The organism is Niabella beijingensis (assembly GCF_020034665.1).
Lineage (GTDB): Bacteria > Bacteroidota > Bacteroidia > Chitinophagales > Chitinophagaceae > Niabella > Niabella beijingensis.
In genome coordinates this window covers 1,065,961-1,083,671 of record NZ_JAIQDI010000002.1, presented here as the reverse complement: position 1 = coordinate 1,083,671, position 17,711 = coordinate 1,065,961, and the positions used below count along the sequence as shown (strand labels likewise).

General features: G+C 46.6%; 15 protein-coding genes and 1 tRNA gene. 6 read left to right on the top strand and 10 right to left on the bottom strand.

The genetic code is table 11. The features are described from left to right. Positions 1 to 24: 24 nt before the first annotated feature. From K7B07_RS20665 to K7B07_RS20650, 4 genes are all read right to left on the bottom strand, one after another. On the bottom strand, positions 25 to 1,026 hold the full coding sequence (locus tag K7B07_RS20665) for a DUF4973 domain-containing protein (RefSeq protein ID WP_223712438.1): 1,002 nt from the start codon (positions 1,024 to 1,026) through the stop codon (positions 25 to 27). Between the two features lie 75 nt (positions 1,027 to 1,101). Next, positions 1,102 to 3,114 (bottom strand): RagB/SusD family nutrient uptake outer membrane protein, encoded by a 2,013-nt coding sequence (locus K7B07_RS20660; RefSeq protein WP_223712437.1) that lies wholly within the window; start codon positions 3,112 to 3,114, stop codon positions 1,102 to 1,104. A gap of 10 nt (positions 3,115 to 3,124) precedes the next feature. Further along, positions 3,125 to 6,208 carry a SusC/RagA family TonB-linked outer membrane protein gene (locus tag K7B07_RS20655; protein WP_223712436.1) on the bottom strand — a complete coding sequence of 1,028 codons (3,084 nt, stop codon included), beginning with the start codon at positions 6,206 to 6,208 and terminating at the stop codon, positions 3,125 to 3,127. A gap of 101 nt (positions 6,209 to 6,309) precedes the next feature. Beyond that, positions 6,310 to 7,689, bottom strand: a complete 1,380-nt coding sequence (locus K7B07_RS20650) for an IPT/TIG domain-containing protein (protein ID WP_223712435.1) — start codon at positions 7,687 to 7,689, stop codon at positions 6,310 to 6,312. Positions 7,690 to 8,180: 491 nt separating this feature from the next. On the opposite strand from K7B07_RS20650, the gene K7B07_RS20645 reads away from it, so the two are divergent. Both K7B07_RS20645 and K7B07_RS20640 read left to right on the top strand, forming a co-directional pair. Then, positions 8,181 to 8,732: a dihydrofolate reductase family protein gene (locus tag K7B07_RS20645; protein ID WP_223712434.1), complete on the top strand. Its 552-nt coding sequence runs from the start codon at positions 8,181 to 8,183 to the stop codon at positions 8,730 to 8,732. A gap of 188 nt (positions 8,733 to 8,920) precedes the next feature. Then, a complete protein-coding gene (locus K7B07_RS20640) occupies positions 8,921 to 9,745 on the top strand; it encodes an MBL fold metallo-hydrolase (RefSeq protein ID WP_223712433.1) in 825 nt (274 codons plus the stop codon). 18 nt (positions 9,746 to 9,763) lie between these two features. Here K7B07_RS20640 and K7B07_RS20635 read toward each other — a convergent pair whose 3' ends face one another. After that, on the bottom strand, positions 9,764 to 11,149 hold the full coding sequence (locus K7B07_RS20635) for an exonuclease domain-containing protein (RefSeq protein ID WP_223712432.1): 1,386 nt from the start codon (positions 11,147 to 11,149) through the stop codon (positions 9,764 to 9,766). 313 nt (positions 11,150 to 11,462) lie between these two features. Next, a complete protein-coding gene (locus tag K7B07_RS20630; protein ID WP_223712431.1) occupies positions 11,463 to 12,452 on the bottom strand; it encodes a DUF6985 domain-containing protein in 990 nt (329 codons plus the stop codon). A gap of 291 nt (positions 12,453 to 12,743) precedes the next feature. Between K7B07_RS20630 and K7B07_RS20625 the strand changes: the two genes are divergently transcribed. Beyond that, positions 12,744 to 12,983, top strand: a complete 240-nt coding sequence (locus K7B07_RS20625) for a hypothetical protein (RefSeq protein ID WP_223712430.1) — start codon at positions 12,744 to 12,746, stop codon at positions 12,981 to 12,983. A 280-nt stretch (positions 12,984 to 13,263) separates the two neighbouring features. Further along, positions 13,264 to 13,749: a hypothetical protein gene (locus K7B07_RS20620; protein ID WP_223712429.1), complete on the top strand. Its 486-nt coding sequence runs from the start codon at positions 13,264 to 13,266 to the stop codon at positions 13,747 to 13,749. Positions 13,750 to 13,829: 80 nt separating this feature from the next. Here the strand turns inward: K7B07_RS20620 and K7B07_RS20615 are convergent, their stop codons facing one another. The 4 genes from K7B07_RS20615 to K7B07_RS20600 all read right to left on the bottom strand — a co-directional run bounded on the left by K7B07_RS20615 (position 13,830) and on the right by K7B07_RS20600 (position 15,995). Further along, on the bottom strand, positions 13,830 to 14,327 hold the full coding sequence (locus K7B07_RS20615; protein WP_223712428.1) for an SRPBCC family protein: 498 nt from the start codon (positions 14,325 to 14,327) through the stop codon (positions 13,830 to 13,832). Then, the gene (locus K7B07_RS20610; RefSeq protein ID WP_223712427.1) at positions 14,324 to 14,644 is read right to left on the bottom strand and encodes an ArsR/SmtB family transcription factor; all 321 of its coding nucleotides are present in this window, start codon (positions 14,642 to 14,644) and stop codon (positions 14,324 to 14,326) included. The genes K7B07_RS20615 and K7B07_RS20610 overlap by 4 nt, the downstream gene beginning before the upstream one ends. A gap of 210 nt (positions 14,645 to 14,854) precedes the next feature. Further along, positions 14,855 to 15,667, bottom strand: a complete 813-nt coding sequence (locus K7B07_RS20605) for an alpha/beta fold hydrolase (protein ID WP_223713931.1) — start codon at positions 15,665 to 15,667, stop codon at positions 14,855 to 14,857. A 244-nt stretch (positions 15,668 to 15,911) separates the two neighbouring features. Beyond that, positions 15,912 to 15,995 (bottom strand) — tRNA-Leu (locus K7B07_RS20600). Between the two features lie 283 nt (positions 15,996 to 16,278). Between K7B07_RS20600 and K7B07_RS20595 the strand changes: the two genes are divergently transcribed. Both K7B07_RS20595 and K7B07_RS20590 read left to right on the top strand, forming a co-directional pair. Continuing rightward, entirely contained in the window at positions 16,279 to 17,046 is a 768-nt protein-coding gene (locus K7B07_RS20595; protein WP_223712426.1) for a hypothetical protein, read from the top strand. A 101-nt stretch (positions 17,047 to 17,147) separates the two neighbouring features. Next, positions 17,148 to 17,591 (top strand): Hsp20/alpha crystallin family protein, encoded by a 444-nt coding sequence (locus tag K7B07_RS20590; protein WP_223712425.1) that lies wholly within the window; start codon positions 17,148 to 17,150, stop codon positions 17,589 to 17,591. The last annotated feature ends 120 nt before the right edge of the window (positions 17,592 to 17,711 follow it).

Below are 17,711 nucleotides of genomic sequence, written 5' to 3'. Positions count from 1 at the left end.
TGGATTTTAGTTTAACATCCGCCCTTACCAATCAATTGCCTGATCTTCATCCGGTATCAATATATTCCGTTGCCGCTCCATGGTCATCGTTCCCTCAGCCCTGTACCGCACCGGTATCCCAGGCATGGTGGTAATATCATCATATTTATACCGCAGGTTTACGGTGCAATATTGCTTCACCAGATATTTCTTGGTAGGGTCTACCGTTTGTGTAATCTTGTAGGTGGGCTGGCCCAGCATTTCAAAATGGATCGCATCGTTGGTCGCATATACATTTAAGGCGCCTACCTTATCGCCATTCGACTCTGTAACCGGTTCTAAAAATTCCATCACAATTTTATACTCGCCCCTTGCTTCTGATTTCTCTTCGGTTACACCCGCATAAAAAAATACCGATTTTTCATCTACCACCCATGAGGTGCGGGTGCTTGAAACCAGCGGATTCGTGGTTTGGCCGTCCAGATATACGTTCATTGAAGTAGCCGAGTAATTACCGGAATAATCGTTAAATGGTATCACGTTCAGCAACGCTTTCCGCCAGCCCTTGCGGTAGTTGGAAATATAGGAAGGATCATCTATTATGGTAAGCGGCAGCACATACCGTTCCACCAGGTCCAGGTTGTCAAATTTAAATTTTACCGGGTAGTTGACCGTACTCGATCCTTTGGGAATAAAACAGGTAGGCGAGGTCAGTTCAAAAAACTGGCCGGGCAGCTGCTTGAAATACAGATCGGTGCGGTGCTGGAATTTTTCCCGGTTGTAAATACCAAGCGTATCATTATCCACCCCTATTTTAACATTTATATCCTGGTGACTGGGCTGCGACCCGCTTATGATCACAGGCAGGTTATAGATCACTTCCCCGTTTTTGTTATACCTCAGGTATACCGGGGAGACGCCCTCGCTGTTCAACCGGGCTTTAAAAGAAATCATCTGTATATAAAGCTCATCTTTCCACTCATTATTACAGGCGCCGAACACAAGGCCCAATACCGCTATCATGATATATGTACGTAAACTTTTCATTCGTTTATTTTTTATGATCTGCTGCCCGTCTGGCCGGCAGCGCATCTTTTATAACAAAATCAAACCGTTTTTAAATTAATCAAATGACGGCCAGCCCGGTGCCTGGGTCAGACGTTTGTTTTTCTTCAGCTCATCCCAGTCAATGGGCCAGAAATACATTTTCTTTGAAAACGTGGTCTGCAAAAGCGGTACGCGTATCGGGGTATAAAAAAGGGTGGCCTGATCCTTGGTCATAAAAGTATTAAAGCCGTATATCTGCTCCGCTTCATCCACCGGCGCATCTTTCCAGCGCCGCAGGTCGTAGTAGCGCTGGTTTTCACCCAGCAGCTCCACCTGCCGCTCGCGCTTTATTTTTTTACGCAGTTCCTCTTTGCTGGCATATACGGAATTATCGTGGTTGGGTACACCTGCACGGATGCGTACCTGCCCGATTGCCTTTTTCATTTCATCGATGTTCCGGGATATAGCGTGGGTGGTACCACCGTTCCATGAAGGAATGTTGTAGGAGCTGCCCAGCTCGTTGAGTGCCTCGGCATACATAAGCAGGATGTCTGCGTAGCGAATAGCAAGATCCACTTTAGGGAAAATCTTGCCTCCATTGCCGCTGTTATTGTCTTTGGGATTCACAAATTTCATAATACCGATACCGGTAGGCAGCCAGGTATCACCGTTTATATAGCCATTAAATTCGCCGCGGTAATAAAAGATCTGCTGGTTGGTAACAGTCGGCAGGTTATTCACCGCGCTGGACATGGTCCAAAGCGCTCCGCTAAAAGCAACTGAAGCATAAAAACGCGGTTCGCGGTTGGCAAACTCTTTCCATACATTTACCAGCAGGGGTTTAAAATCATCTACTTCGCCGGCCTGTACAAACATGTCAGCGCCGTATTTGTTCCGTATTTCCTGCCGGTCAAAAGGCGTTCCGTCGTTCATGGAATAGGCATCGCTCTGCTTCAGGGTAAGACCGTGAGAATTGTAACCGCCCCCCGTCTTGGGCATCTGAAGTCTTGCTAACGCCATAACGCCCCCTTCGGAACTTATCTGGTTATCGCCCCTGGTAAATATCATTTCGGGATTTTCAGAAGCATAGAGTTCTCCGTTGAACAGGGACCTGTAGGATTCAAAAGGATCAATATCGGCCCAGCCATCAGGAAAATTTTTTTCGGAATAATCGGGATGGTAGGGAGGAACAATGGTGGCCGGATAATCCGTAGTTCCCCGGGTTTTAAGTGCAGCGGTGTACAGTTTGTAGGTGCCCAGGTCCATAACATCCTTACAGGCCGCTGCCGCTTTAGCCCATTTTCCCTCGTTGTATTGCTGGGAGATCAATGCTTCGCCCTTGTCATTGGTAAAATCCGCCATTTCTGCATTGCCGTTTGCCAGCGGGCTGGCCGCAAAGAGCAGCGCTTTGGCACGGGTAGCCAGCGCCGCACCACGTGTAGGACGGGCAATATTGCGGTTGTCGCGTTTTAATGGGAGGTCCTTCGCTGCCACTGCCATTTCATCGGCAATATAATTTGCCACTTCATCATACGTGTTGCGGGGATAGGACAGGTTATCATAGCTATCATCATAGTTTACTCCTTTATCAGGCATAATAGGCACGGGGCCATACTTGCGTAACAGCAGCCAGTACAGGTAAGCCCGTACAAACCGCGCCTGCGCCTTATAATCCGCTACCTCATTTGCAGTAAATGTGCCGCCATCGGCCATACTGTTAATCATTACCGATGCCTGGCGGATACCGCCATACGATTGCGACCAGGACTGCAGCCAGGTATAGTCGTACTCCCCGAATTTGAACCGCCGGTACCGGTCACCATTGCCGCCGCCGGATTCGTTAAAGTACATATCATCCGAATAATTGGTAATGTTATTACCTGTGTTCCCCATTTCGAGGTTATTATTCAGTAATGCGTTATAGGCATTGGCGAGCCACCGCTCGGTATAGTCTTTGCTGTTGAAGATACGCTCCTCACTCTGGCGGTCATCAAAGTAATGCTCCACGCTAAGGTACTTGCGGCAGGAGCCCAAACAAGCTATTACACCGGTCAGCAACAGGACTGTTATGATTTGTTTTTTCTTCATAGCCTTTATATTACAGGTTTAAGGTTAAACCAAATGTGAATGTTTTAGCCAGCGGGTAAGCCTGGCCGTTCGTGCTGTTCATTTCCGGATCCCACATCTTAAATTTGGAAAAAGTAAGCAGGTTGGTACCCAGGAAGTATACGCGCATTGTTTTTACCCCCATCCTGTTGGTGAAAACTTTGGGGAACGTGTACCCGGCATCTAACGTTTTTAGTCGCATGTACGAGCTTTCGCGCAGCCAGTAAGTGGAAGCCCGGTAATTGTTGGCACTGCCGCCATAACTCAGCCTGGGATAGGCAGCGTTGGGATTTTCGTTCTCACCCAGGATCCAGCGGTCGGATTCAACCACATCAGTAAGGATATTGCCCCAGTCGCCCTGACTGAAAGGGTACACGGTAAAGCCATTGATGAAGAACGAGGACTTGCCGGCTCCCTGAAACAGCACGCTGGCGTCAAAACCCTTCCAGCTGGCAGACAGACCAAAACCGTACACGAGGTTGGGATAACGGGTAGCGCCTACGGCCACGATGTCATTATCGTCAATCGTACCATCGCCGTTAATATCCTTGTATTTAATATCACCGGGTGCCACCCGTCCAAAATTTTGGGTAGGACTGTTCCGGATATCGTCGTAATCTTTAAAAAGTCCCAGTGCTACCAATCCCTTGTTCTGGTTTACCCTGAAACCTGCACGGGTCGTGTAGGGGTAGTTGCTGTACTGTTCGTCGGCTTCCAGTATTTCATTCTTGCTGTAGGTCATGGTACCGCGCGCGGTAAGATTGACTTTATTGATCTGCTGAGAAAATTTCAGTTGCCCGTCAAAGCCTTTGGATAAGGTAGAACCCACATTGGCGCGGGGATCCTGCCCCCTTAATCCCACAATGTCCGGGATGTACTGCCGTTCCATATAAATGCCGTCGCGTTGTTCATGAAAATAATCAAGAGCACCGCTGAACTTATCTCCAAAGAAAGAAAAGTCAAGTCCAAGATCATGCTTTGTAGACACTTCCCAGGTGATGGTGTTAGAAGCGATTCTGGAATAGGTAAGCCCGGAATAGGCGTTCCGGCTTTCGAGATCGCCCCAGTTGTACCCTCCGGCCGAATCGGTAAACGAAGCCAGATAGGGAAAGCGGATCGGCTGATTGTCGCTTCCTCCTATATAATCGTTCCCCACCCTTCCATAAGAATAGCGGATCTTGAACATGTCCATCCATTTCAGGTTATCCTGTATAAATTTTTCTTCGGCTACATTCCAGGCACCGGAAACAGCGGGAAACAACCCGAACTGATGTCCGGTGGCAAAGTTTTCGGAACCATTATAACCGAAGTTGATATCAAAGAAATAACGCGACTGGTAGCCATAGGTAAACCGGCCGGCCACACGCTGATTGCGGCGTTCTATACCCTGCATAATGTCGGTGCCATAGTTAGAGGTATTCACCTTTTTTTCCTGGGTATATTGCAATATCCCTCCCAGTGTGTGGCGTTGAATGGTTTTACTGTAGTGAAGTTCTCCCTGTAAGGTTTCAGCTCTGTCGCCGGAAGCGCTGGACCGCTGGGTAAGCAATTGCTCGTTAATGGTACGTTTTAACCGGAGATCCCCGTTCGATTCCCGCTGCCGTTCGGCGATCCAGCCTTCGGGCCATTTCATCCGGCGGATATAGTTTTTGTTGTTGTTATCATAACCAAACCGCCCTACAAAACGCAGGCCCGGGGCAATGAATTTAAGATTCTGTTCCAGTGTAACGTTCGTTTGTATTTTGTTCTCCCAGTTTTCAATATAACCCTGCTGGGTAATGAGCACCCAGGGATTTTGTTTTTCAGCACCGCCCCGCGAAGCCACTTTACCATTGGAATATTTAATGGGAATGGAGATCGGATTTTGCCCCATCAGCGAGGCCCATATCTCGTCATAGGTACCTCCGGGCAGGTTTTGCTTACCCAAAGAGCCACTCACGCCCACTCTTACAAGGGTTGTTTTGGTAAGGTTCATGTCTACATTGGCACGGTAATTCCATCGTTTATAGTTGGCATTGGTATTATAACTTCTCAGGTTCTCATCGGTTTCATACATACCACCCTCATTGATATAACTACCGGATACAAAGTAACGGGCCAGGGCACCGCCACCGTCAAAATTGAGCGAGGCACGTTGCGTAAAGGCTCCGGGCTTCAGGAACATATCCATCCAGCTGATGTCAGGAAACAGGTCCGGATCCAGCTGGTTCCGGATCAGGGTAAGGTCCTCAGGAGTATAAAAAGCTTCCTCGTTCCGGGTGATGCGCGCTTCATTCATAAGGCTGGCATAGGTATACCCGTCTACAAATTTGGGCGTAAATGTACGGGTATTGTAGGAGGCCTCGTACTTACCATTGATACTGACCTTATCCATTTTCCCTTTTTTGGTAGTGATCAGCACCACCCCGTTTGCCCCGCGGGAACCGTATATGGCTGTGGTGGAGGCATCTTTAAGCACGGTGAAGGTCTCAATGTCTTCGATGTTGATCTCGGTGAGACTTCTTTCAAAACCATCCACCAGCACAAGGGCCGATGTGCCTGCTCCAAAAGTAGAGATACCGCGTATCCAGAACTCGGAGGAGTTGCTGCCCGGCTGACCGCTCCCCTGCATCGCCAGCACCCCCGACACATTTCCCGCAAGTGCATTGGTAATGCTGGATGTGGGCGTTTTAAGCGTACTGAGGTCCACCGTGGTGATGGCACCGGTTACTGTTGCTTTTTTCTGAGCGCCCAATGCCGTTACCACTATTTCGTCCATCGCTTTTTGTTCCGAGGCCTTCAGCGTTACATCTATTTTCAAGGCATCGTTTATTAATACCTCCTGCTGTTCGTAGCCTACATACGAAAAAACAAGCCACTGGTATTTACTGGCCGCTATTGTGTATTCCCCTTTATTGTTGGTGCTGATACCCAGTCCGGGCTGGTCTTTTATGGCAACGGTTACACCCTGCATGGGCTCTTTCTGCTCATTAAGAACCGTACCGGTAACCGTAACAGCTATCCGGGTAGTATCCTGTGCATAGCTACCCGTAACGGCTCCGGCAATCGCTATCAGAATAAAAATAATTTTTCTCATTGATCGGTATTCAATAATCGCCTGGCCGAGCACCCAGGGCCTGATGTGCCTGGAGCAACAAAGCAATTGGTTAAAAATAAATGATGGTAAACAGTACTCTTTTATTCTACGGTTATGGTACGGATGCGCTTGTTGTCGCGCTCCGCGATGTAGAAAATTTTCCGCTCCGCGTCATAGTCGATCCCGGTGGGATCGGCAAAGCGGGCTTCCTTTCTCGGGTCGCCGTCTATATAGCCTTTTACGCTGCCGTCGGGCGTGGGACTGCCTTTGCCGGCAAAGGTGGTAACCACGCCGGCGGGCGAAAGTGTGCGAATGCTTTGGTTGTTCTGATCGCAGAAATAAAAATCGTATTCATCCGCCTGGCCGGCATAAGCCGGATTTTTTACAAACACCCCCTGGTATCCCCTGCCGATCCTTGCTGAAGTTCCGATGGCATCCACATCACCTCCTGTAGCGCTGCCGGCAAAGAGGATAGGCGGTTCCAGCTCCCGGGTCTCCCAATTGTAAATACTTTTGTAGATGCGGGTAAATGATACGATATAGGCATAGTTACCGGAGGGATGAAAGAAGATAAGCGAAGACTGGTTGGTACTGCCTCCTACCCTGAACAGTAATTTGGGAAGCAGCTCCCCGGTTGTCAGATCCGGGATGGCTTTCTTGATGCCGATACCCTGTAAGCCATTATAGAACATCTCATTCGTTACAGGATGGGGCGCAGCAGAGAAACAGGCGGGATCGTAAATATAAGGATGTACACGGCGATAGTTTTCCGAACGCAGCGTATACGCAATAGCTACCTTATTCCTGCTGGTAAGGTTTCCATTATCATCCGAAAGGAATAACGTGTCCTTATTGGAACTGAGCGTGGTGGTCTGCATTTTGGTGAAAGCTGCCTGCCCGTTGGTAATCAGGGTTGACACGGTTTGTCCGGTCAGATCCAGCCTCCTTACAGCACGATCCAGTTCGGTTACAAACAACACATTACTTTCCGGTTCGTAGGTTACCCATGCGGGGTAGGAAAACCGGGCATTTTCAAAATCGCCATCCACAATGGAAGAATTACCCAGCTCGTCTACATTACCTACCAGCGTACCCACGGTGGTGCTCTTGGTATAGGTGAACAGATCTGCGAATGTATGCTCCACGGGGGTGTTCCCATCTATGACCACCCGTACCTGCCCGGTACTGGTTTGGCCCGGAACCCAGCAGTAGATCTGCTTTCCATTGGCACCAACTACCTTAAGCTCCCGTTCACCGATATAAACATGTATTTTAGAAACATCGGTACCGAAATTGTCTCCATAAATATAAAGGCGTGTCCTTATCGCTCCCTGTTTCGGTGAAAAATCAGAAAATACCGTAGGCTTTCCGGGATCATAACTGTCCTTTCGGATCAGATCTTTGTCTTTACAGGCGTAAAAAAAACTGCCGAAAAACAGGAAAAAAATGAAAAGGCAGTCCGTTCTCTTTTGAAATCTCATAATGGCGTTATCTTGTTTTTATAAATTATTCTATGGCTGCCGCTGATCAGCAGCGACAATACGATATTTCTGAATCGTTCTCCCGTTCAGAGAAACAGTTCTTTCCCTCAGTAAGTCCTGAATAAAATTTAATTCACAAACAATGCGTCCGATGCGAAAAGCAAGCTATCTCAATTAATTTCATTACACCGGCAAAGGAATTAAATACACCCGATATATTTTGTTCAATGTTTTGTCGAATCGTACCAAAATAAGATGCCGTGCGCCTGGATGATTCTGCCGATACGGGCGTTCCCGTCACCGGCTTTACACACCAGCCCCATAGCCGCAGACCGTCAGCAACAATGGAAAGCGCCGGGAAATTGTTTAATTTTGAGATGCCATGTAATACGGATATAGGAAATGTAGCTATGTATTCGCGGATTTAGCAGAAAAATGAGTGGTCATGTAAGACCCCTGATTCCAAAAACAACAGACAATTAAAAAAGCAAATGATGAGAAAAGTAATTGCTGCAATCAATATGACCCTTGACGGATATTGCGATCATACGGCGATAACTCCAGATGAAGAGATTCACCAGCATTATGCCGATCTGTTAAGTAGCGGGGACATCATTCTCTATGGAAGGATCACTTACCAGCTTATGGAATACTGGCCAACGGTGGTAAAAGATCCTACCGGCAATAAGGCAATGGACGATTTTGCAGTGATCATGGACCGGCTTCCAAAAGTTGTTTTTTCCAAAACATTAAAAAGTATCGACTGGGAAAGTGCGGAACTGGCGGACCGGTCTCTCGAAGAAACGGTCTCCACACTCCGGCAACAGCCGGGCAGGAATATCCTGGTTGGCAGCCGGAGTGTGATCTTACAATTGCTGAAGTTGAACTTAGTTGATGAATTCCAGCTTTGTGTTCATCCGGTTGTAGCAGGAAGCGGCCTGCCGTTATTTGAAAATGTAACCGGCGGGCTGGCCTTTAAACTTTTAAAGACAAAATCCTTTGGTTCCGGCGCAGTGGTCTTCTATTATCTGCCTGTCCGCTAATAAGGAGACTTAACAGATCATGTCAATGTACAGCAAAGACACAGCATTTGCCGTTTTTACGAACACTGATTTTACGTTACAGGTAAAAAAAACAGGCCTGCCAAATTCATGATTTTACAAACACCTTTTCTTCTCTTAAGCGCTCCGGCAGATCCGGCCCGTTAACGAAAAAAAGAGTATTTTGCAGCATGGCCAGTCTTTATCTTACTTCTCTTAATTCCGGCAGCAATGGCAACTGTTATTATATCGGCAACGATGACGAAGCGGTATTGATAGATGCCGGCCTATCCTGCCGGGAAACAGAGAAAAGAATGTACCGGCTGGGACTGGCCATGAAGCATGTAAAAGCCATATTCATATCGCACGAACACAGCGACCATATCAAAGGCCTCGAAGTACTGTCCCGTAAACATCAGCTCCCCGTATACATCTCTCCGGGCACGCTGCGTCATACAGGCCTTAAGCTGGACCCCAACCTGGTACGGCCATTGTCAGCAGGAGTTCCCGTCCATATTGGCGCGCTCATGGTCAGTGCTTTCCTGAAACATCATGATGCTGCAGATCCGCATAGCTTTACCGTAGAGGATAATCATACCTGTATCGGCATTTTTACCGATATCGGGAAGGTCTGTGAGAATATCAGTACTCATTTTCAAAGATGCCATGCGGCTTTCCTGGAAGCCAACTACGATGAAGAGCTGTTGGAGAACGGCCGGTATCCCTATCACCTCAAAAAAAGAATCCGGGACGGCCGGGGACATTTATCCAATAAAGAAGCCCTTGATCTTTTTCTTTCCTGCAGGCCGGAACATATGAGCCACCTGCTGCTCTCCCACCTTTCTGCCGATAACAACAACCCAGACCTGGTCCGCGATCTTTTTCTGGATCAGGCAACAACCACTACTATTGTAATCGCCTCGCGGTACCGGGAAACGCCGGTTTATGCTGTTTCCGGAAATAAGGGAGCCTGTGCCAGTGTTCCACTCACTCCGGGACAGCTGACATTGTTTTAACAACGGTTCCGGATACAATCAGGAAAACATGTTACCGGTGATCGGAACCACCTTATTGGGATATTTGCATATAAATGAAATGATCAATTGCATGATATAGTGGGTGCCGGCATACCGGGTAAGACGATCCTTAATATCATCCGGCGAATAAATGTCCGCAGTATTATCGATATACCCCATCCCGTAAAAGTTCCCGTTTTCCACCCAAATACAGCTTTTTTCATCCCGGTTCCTTCCCTTGTCAACTATATAAAATGCCCCGGTATCTTCTCTCAGAAAAGAAAGCGCTTTTATCACTTTTTCATTATAAACTCCGGGAGGCTGATTGGCGGAGCAAAGCAAGTTATTTTTCTTATCAATAAGATGACACAGTTCACAATGCCGTAAACGGCATAAATCAGCGCATAATCCAAAACGCCTGCTCAGCTCGCTTAGTTTGTTCACCGCTCCCTGGCGCGTTGTAAATACCTGGACCGGCTGTTCGTTTTTCCCCAGCCCCGAAATCTTTAATCTGGTATAGCCCTCCGGGTCTTCCTGTACAAACAAGCCAAACTTTGGTTCATACTTTTTCAGTGCCTGGTTATACCTGGGGTAAATCCGTTTAATTTCCAGCGCTTCCAGTATGAAGGCCATCAGCTCGGTTCCGCAGGTTTCGTAGCTGATCGCCGTAATTTCTTTTATAAAATTCTGACGCTTCGGTCTTTGACCGCGCTGTTTAAAATGTTGTCCGACGCGCTTCTTTAAGTTCCTGGCCTTACCTACATAGACCGTCTCTCCCGCATCGTTGTGCAAATAATAAACGCCGGGGCCATCCGGCAGGGCATCGAAATCTTCCTTTATTCTATCCGGCACCGCTTGCTGCGCTTCGGCATCCCTTTCCAACATTATTAAAGCAACGTTGATTCCGTCCCATTGCAATAACTTTTGAAATAATGCTACAGTGGCATCTGCATCGCCGCCCGCCCTGTGTCTGTTATCCAGCTCAATACCCAGTGTGTTACATACGTTGCCAAGACTGTAAGAAGGCAAACCTGGCCTGATGGCTCTTGAAAGTTGTACCGTGCATAATTTGTTCGCCTTATAGCTGTACCCCGCACTTTCCAAATGATGTTTTACAAAAGAATAATCAAAGTTAACATTGTGCGCCACAAATATTCTGCCTTCAAGCATGGAAAAGACCTCTTTTGCAATGCCCTCAAAAACAGGACTGTCCTGCACCATCGCATCGTCAATACCGGTGAGCGATGTGATAAAGGCGGGTATCCGGTGCGCAGGCTTTACCAACGTTTCAAAGCAGTCAATAACCGTATTGCCGTCAAAAACGCGTATGGCAATTTCCGTGATGCTGCCCCCCGCCGTTGCCTTTCCCCCGGTGGTTTCTATATCAACTATTGCATATTCCATCTCCGTTTAGCCCTTTACTTTTGTAGCATCTTTTTTAATCCATGCATCCTTTTCCGCAATAGTTTGCAGTTAAGGCGCAGGAGGAATAAGCGATCCGCTAATTTACTTAGCAAATGTCGGCTAAACTTTTTAACATTCCCAAATCTGATCCGACTTTTAGATTCAACTCAGTTGAATTGATAGCTGACACCGGCGGCGGCATCAAATACTTTCGGGTATAAACCTACGGCGCAGTCTTGAAATTTAATCCGGATACCGGACGGTTGACATTGCTGAAAACGGGGCAGCTTACTTTGCTATTCTTTTTATCCGGTTAATCCCCGGGAACCATTCCATCGCCTTTCCAGCCCATGATATGCCCATCCTGTGCACTTACGCGGATGAGCCGGCCCTGCTTGTTATACACCAATTGAAGGCCATGCTCCTGTTCCCAGCCGCAGTCGCAGATTAATTGCAGATAAACCCCTTTATCTTCATAAGGTTCGCGACTTATATAAATTTCGGTGCATTCCACAAATTGCCATACTTCTTCCGGCGTTTTCATATTCCACAAGGCATCATCCTCCTCATCATAGCCAATCGCATCCAGAAAATCCATACAATTCCGGTATACATAACTGGTGGCCGATAAACGGTCGGTCGCGGTCTTTTTCAAAAAAACAGATAACAATTCATCTGCTTCTTCCAAAAAGGAAGCATCTTCATTTGGATTGAAATCCATGAACGTAATGGCTAACTGCCGGTTATCCCAAAAAGGAATTGCTACTTCTTCGGAGGTCCACCAGTCTTCAAAACCACCCTGCGCTAATGTGCCGATTATACCGGATTCCACGCTTGTCTGGGTAATCGGTACGCTTTTTTTCACTTCGGGCGGCTCGTTGGTGAGGCGTTCAAAGATTGCCGCTTTTTCGGGTTCGGTGCGTATTTCAAAATTATTGAGCTTTTTTGACAGTTCTGCAATATTCGTGGTGCGTGTCATTTCCCGGGCGCTGATGATAATAGCAAAGTTTGCAATGTTCTTGTCATAGGTCATGGAAATGTTCAGATAGTCAAATAACGGTAATTCAAAATAATTATAGCTATACATTGTATAATAGGCCAGGCATATCCTGTAATTGTCTGCAGGATGATTGGGATCATCCGGAGCGCAGTTAAGCTGCGGGTGGTATTTACGGATAATAAGCAAAACACTATCATCCCTGCTTATAGTTGCCAGGGGATATTCCTTCAAAAAAGAGCGTATCTTCTTAAACCTTTTAAATAAAAGATCCTCATTTGGTTTTTCAAGTTCCCATCCTGTCATGGCCTTCATTTTTAGTTTCGTTATTTTAATTACTGCCTCAAAACTGCCCGGCTCCTGCTATTATATCCAAAATCAACATACCGGCTAAAGTTTTATTGCTCATCGCAACATTGCATGCTCCAAAGATGAGCCGGAACAGGGCTTTTCTCCAAAAATCCGGCACCTACAAAGGGTCTACAAAATTGATTTATCCCGTCATACTATAGCTACAATGACAAGATACTGTATTATTCCCGGGGAGATAACGCACACTCCGCCCATTTCCCCGTACCTTCGCGACCTAATTTAAGAATGGAACATTTTTTTGAACTGCCCCTTACCTACCGGGGTGAGCCACTGACAGTGAAAGGACGCCTGGCAACCTTTGCCTACAGCTATAAAGTTTATATCATTGTGAATGGCCGGGAGCTCACCTTTGAAAAAGACGATGAAGGGCAATTCCGTGTTATAAGCGATCAGCAACAGCCGGAGATCGACCGGCAGTTACTCTCAACGATCATCGAGGCACTGAAAAATATTTCCGCCGGGTAAAACCAATAAACAGCCTTCAGCAATCCCCCAAAACCAGCACCCGGTATCCGGCAACCCGCTCCTTACCGGCGGCCATCGCCGTTATTCAGAGAATATGGGTACCAGGCCAGGATCGAATGTCCGGGATACACATTAAAATAAGACGGTACACTTTACAGATCCGTGTAGCAATTCCAAACGATAATTATAATTTTGACGTTTGTTGCGCCCGGGCTAATTTTACCGTTTTACTATATTGAACCTGCTTTATATAAAATTAATGACCATTAAACAACCGATTATGAAGTTGCCATCTCTGCTTGTTTTAAGCATCTTTTTACTGACTAGCTGCAGCAAACCCGCAACCCTGCCGGAGAAACCTAAATCAACAATCACCGTAAAAAAGAACGACATGGCCTGGGTGAGTGAAGGTGTTGCGGCAAATTATAATGTGGATGAGGACCGCGTCCATGTGATGTCCGGAAGGGATAATGAAACGTTTATGATTTCATTCAAAAAAGGCGGTATTCCTATTGATGGATTCATCCGGGATTTTTCAGCGAGTGTGTTCATTGCACCTTTTAAAGGAAGTGCGGCCATTTCCGAGTCGTACCGGCTTGATTCAACAAAACCCAATAAGCTCAAACTGCTTCTTTTTGAAAACCCGGAAAAACGTATTGCCTGTGATTTTGTTTTGTACTTTAAAAAAGAAGGCCCGGCATCAGAGGAAACGAATGTTTTCCAGGGACGGTTTGACGTCCGGTATGATATTTTTTCTTTAAAATAAATTCCACCCTCCGGCACCGGCAGGCCATGTACAACTTATAGCCTGCCGGAATCATCATGATTAAATACCAGAACAAAATCTTACCGGCCCAGGAGCAGCTCATCCAGATTTTGCATACACATTGTAAACCCTTCTTTAAAGCCCATTGCGATCATCGTTTCGATATCTTCAACACTATCATGCCGTAATACGACGCTTACTGTTGTAACGCCGTTTTCTTCTGTGAAACTGTTTGTCCAATGCGAGCGCGGCTTTAGCGTATTTTCCGTTCCATTTTCATCGCAGAATGCATCCAGCCAGGAAACGATTTTCTGCTGTTCTATTTTTTCGTAATCGGCCTTGCACCAAAGCGCTTCGTTTTCGGGGCTGATCATTGCATAGAGCCACATTCCCCCCTCTTTAAAGTCTAACGATTTGGTTTTGCTCCTGTAAGGCTTGGGGGCCCACCATTGATCAAGCAGCTCGGCAGTGGTCCAGGCCTGCCAAACCAGTTCAAGACCGGCATTAAATTCACGCTTTATCTGAATGGTCTTGTCTTCCCTGTTTACGGAAAAATCGAATAACAATGCTGTGTTCATTTTCGTTGTTTTTTAATTGTTGATAATACTTGGTCAAGTTGATTAAAACGGGTTTCCCAGATCTTCCGGTATTGATCTAACCACCGGTCAATTTCCTTCATTTTCTCAATTTCAAGAGAATAGTAAATCTCCCGGCCCTGGTGTTGCTGTTTTACCAGTTCACATTCCGTAAGAATGCGCAAATGTTTTGAAACTGCCTGCCGGGTAGCGTCAAAGTGTTCTGCAATGGCGTTGGGAGTCATTGCCTGCAATGCTATTAAGCCTATGATCGCCCGTCGTGTCGGGTCGGCTATGGCCTGAAAAATATCACGTCTCATTTTCTTCTCGTTAGTAAATTAAGAAACCAATTGGTTGCAAATATATACGCAACCTTTCGGTTTCACAAATTTTTAGCTGGCTTTTTTTTGCCGGCTGAAATCCACAACCGTTTCTTTCATTCAAACCAGCGGCCGGGCCCGGGCGTATTCAATGCAAAATGCGAAAACAGAGCAGGAAGCGGTTCCGGCTGGCGGTAATGAAAGATTCTCTTAATTTTTTGCAGAAGCGGTTGTCATTCTATTTATCGCCTGTTTTAAAAGCTGGTTAAACATATCCGGGTTTTCAAGCATCGGGTAATGTCCTGTTGAACCGATATTTAATAAATGATATTCAATTCCGTTTTTCCGAAAAGCCAGGGTGTCAGTGGGATGATAATCACTATTGATCAGGTACAGCGGTTTGTGAAGCTGTTTCAGTCTTTTCGAGAAGGGATATTTATCAAGATTTTCCAGGCAATTTACTGCAATTACCGGGTCGGCATCCATCATATCTTTCAACACCCTTTTTTGTATACCACTATCCGTAGAAGGTGAAAATAAATGCTTTCCTTCCCCGATCACACTCGGTTTAAAATTTTTTCTTATCTCCGCATACGCTTCCGTCCATTCTTTTTCCATTTGAGGCGTTAATATCAATCCCGTATTTTTTAAATTATCAACGCCAACGATACCGATAATCCGTTGGGGATAAGAAATAGCTGTTTCAACGATAATTGAGCCACTCATTGAATGGCCGATAAGAATTACATTTTTCAGATTCAATGCAGAGATGACCGCATTTACATCCTTTGCATAATCTTCAACGGTCCACGTGCTTCTGTTTTTACCTGATTGACCAAAACCAGGTAAGTCGATGGTGACTACCCGGTAATCTTCGGAGAACGCAGCAACCTGACTGGCCCAATAGCCCTGATTAATGCCCCACCCGTGAATAAAAAACAAAACGGTGTCCCCTGTTCCGTTATCACTGTAATCAATGTTTACGCCATTGTTGTATATCCGTTGGCTGGAACCGGGTCGCATTTTTGAATGGGGTTTATTATTTTCACAGGAATAGAGCAACATAAACAGCATACAATTGCCTGTCACTAAAAACCGAATGAATCGTTTCATTATAATAGCCGTTTATAAATTTTAACCGGCCGCATAGGACAACCGATAAAATATTCCTTTCAGATACAAAGTTATCCGGACTTTCGTAGACATCGACTTGTTCCGGGGAAAATAAAAAAGGGTTGCAAGTCTGTTACTTACAACCCTTTCGGTGTGCCCGGGACTGGATTCGAACCAGCACATCCTTGCGAACGCTGCCACCTGAAGACAGTGCGTCTACCAATTTCGCCACCCGGGCGGGGGTGCAAATATAGGTGAAAAATTGAAATACAAAGAAATAAATGCGGCACTTTTTTTAAAAAATCGAGATGGAATAAACGGCTGGGTGATCCCGGCGAGCTCCCCGCCACCGGCTCCGCCGCAAAAATATCGGTACGCTGCGATTGACGGGGATCACCGGGGCTGCTAATCCCTGTCATTGCAAATGCCCGCTGTTTCAATGTAGCTTGCCGTGAAAAGAACAAGTAAAAAAAGTTTAGAGCCGGCAATGCTTCCGCTGCCGGTGTTCAAAAGAAAATTGTATGAAAAAAATCCTTTTTGTTTGTAATACGCAGCATTACCCGCATGGCGCATTTGAATTTATAAAGCAGCTGCGGCAGCAGGAGTCCCTGTTTGTAAAAGGAATCTTTTTTACGCCTGCCACACCCTCCGGTACTGCTCCGCTGCCGGAAGACAACAGCCCTGAGCGTTTTGTGAACCAGTGTAAGAGTCATGATATCGATTACCGGGTGGTAGAGAAAAATGATGATGCATGGAGCAGGAGTTTTTGGGTGCGCGAAACGCATTATGCCGATCTCCTGGTATTCAGCCAGGAACTGCTGTATGCGGGCGCCGATAAGGTGCAACCGAATGCCTATATGCAGGAGCTGCTGCACTGGACCGGTTGTCCCGCGATTGCGGTCCGGGAAAACGGGCATCCACCGGAACAACTGATAGCGGCGTATGACGGAACCCGGCAGAGCATCGAAGCCCTGCGCAGTTTTTGTACTTTGTTTCCCCAATATAAAAAACTTCCGGCCCAGATCATCTATGTAAAAGATGAACCCAGCAACCGCATCCCGCACCGGCAACTGCTCGAAGAGTATGCAGCAGCACATTTTGCAACCCTGAAGATCCTGAAACTGCACTGGAGCTCCAAAAAGCATTTCACCACCTGGATCGAATGCTTTAAAAATCCGCTGCTGATCGCCGGTGCCTACGGCCGGCCGGCACTCTCTGTCGCATTCCGGAACAGTTTTGTGGAGACAACCATTCGCAATCAGCTGGCAACTGTCTTTATTGCACGCTGAATAAGCACCGGGTGATGACAATCAGGTAATCCGGTAATCCTTCTCATATGACCGGCCATTTAACATAGTTAATTTAGCCTCCGTATAAAAAATAAAACAATATGAATACAGATAAAACGGATAAAGCCGGCGGTATTGTGTACCCGGGTTGCTATGTCCCTGCCGTTCCGGTTGGGGAGCTTGCCGGTATTGCCGATACGGATTCCCGCGAAACCACCCTGCCCCGGGCGAACATTACTGAAATCCACAATGGTTATAAAGTGGAACTGGAAGCTCCCGGTATGGAAAAAGAACAATTCGTGATCCAGACCGACAAAAACATCCTGACCATTGCCGCCGTAAATACAACTGAGGTGCTTCCGGCTGATGCGCATTACTGCCTGCATGAGTTCGGCAGCCATTCTTTTCTCAGGAACATCGCGCTGCCACCGGATGCAAATACCACATTCATTCATGCGGCATACCATGCCGGCATCCTGACGATCCATTTGTGTAAAACCAAGGGAGAACAAGACCACACAAAAAACAGCATCCCGGTATACTAACGTTCTTATACCGGGCCGTGTCAGCGTTCACAGCCAAACCAATTGTTTCAGAACAAGCAGGATGCCCCTGTTTCATTAAGCCGTGTTCTCTCAGGAACAGGGCTTTTATTACTAAAAAAG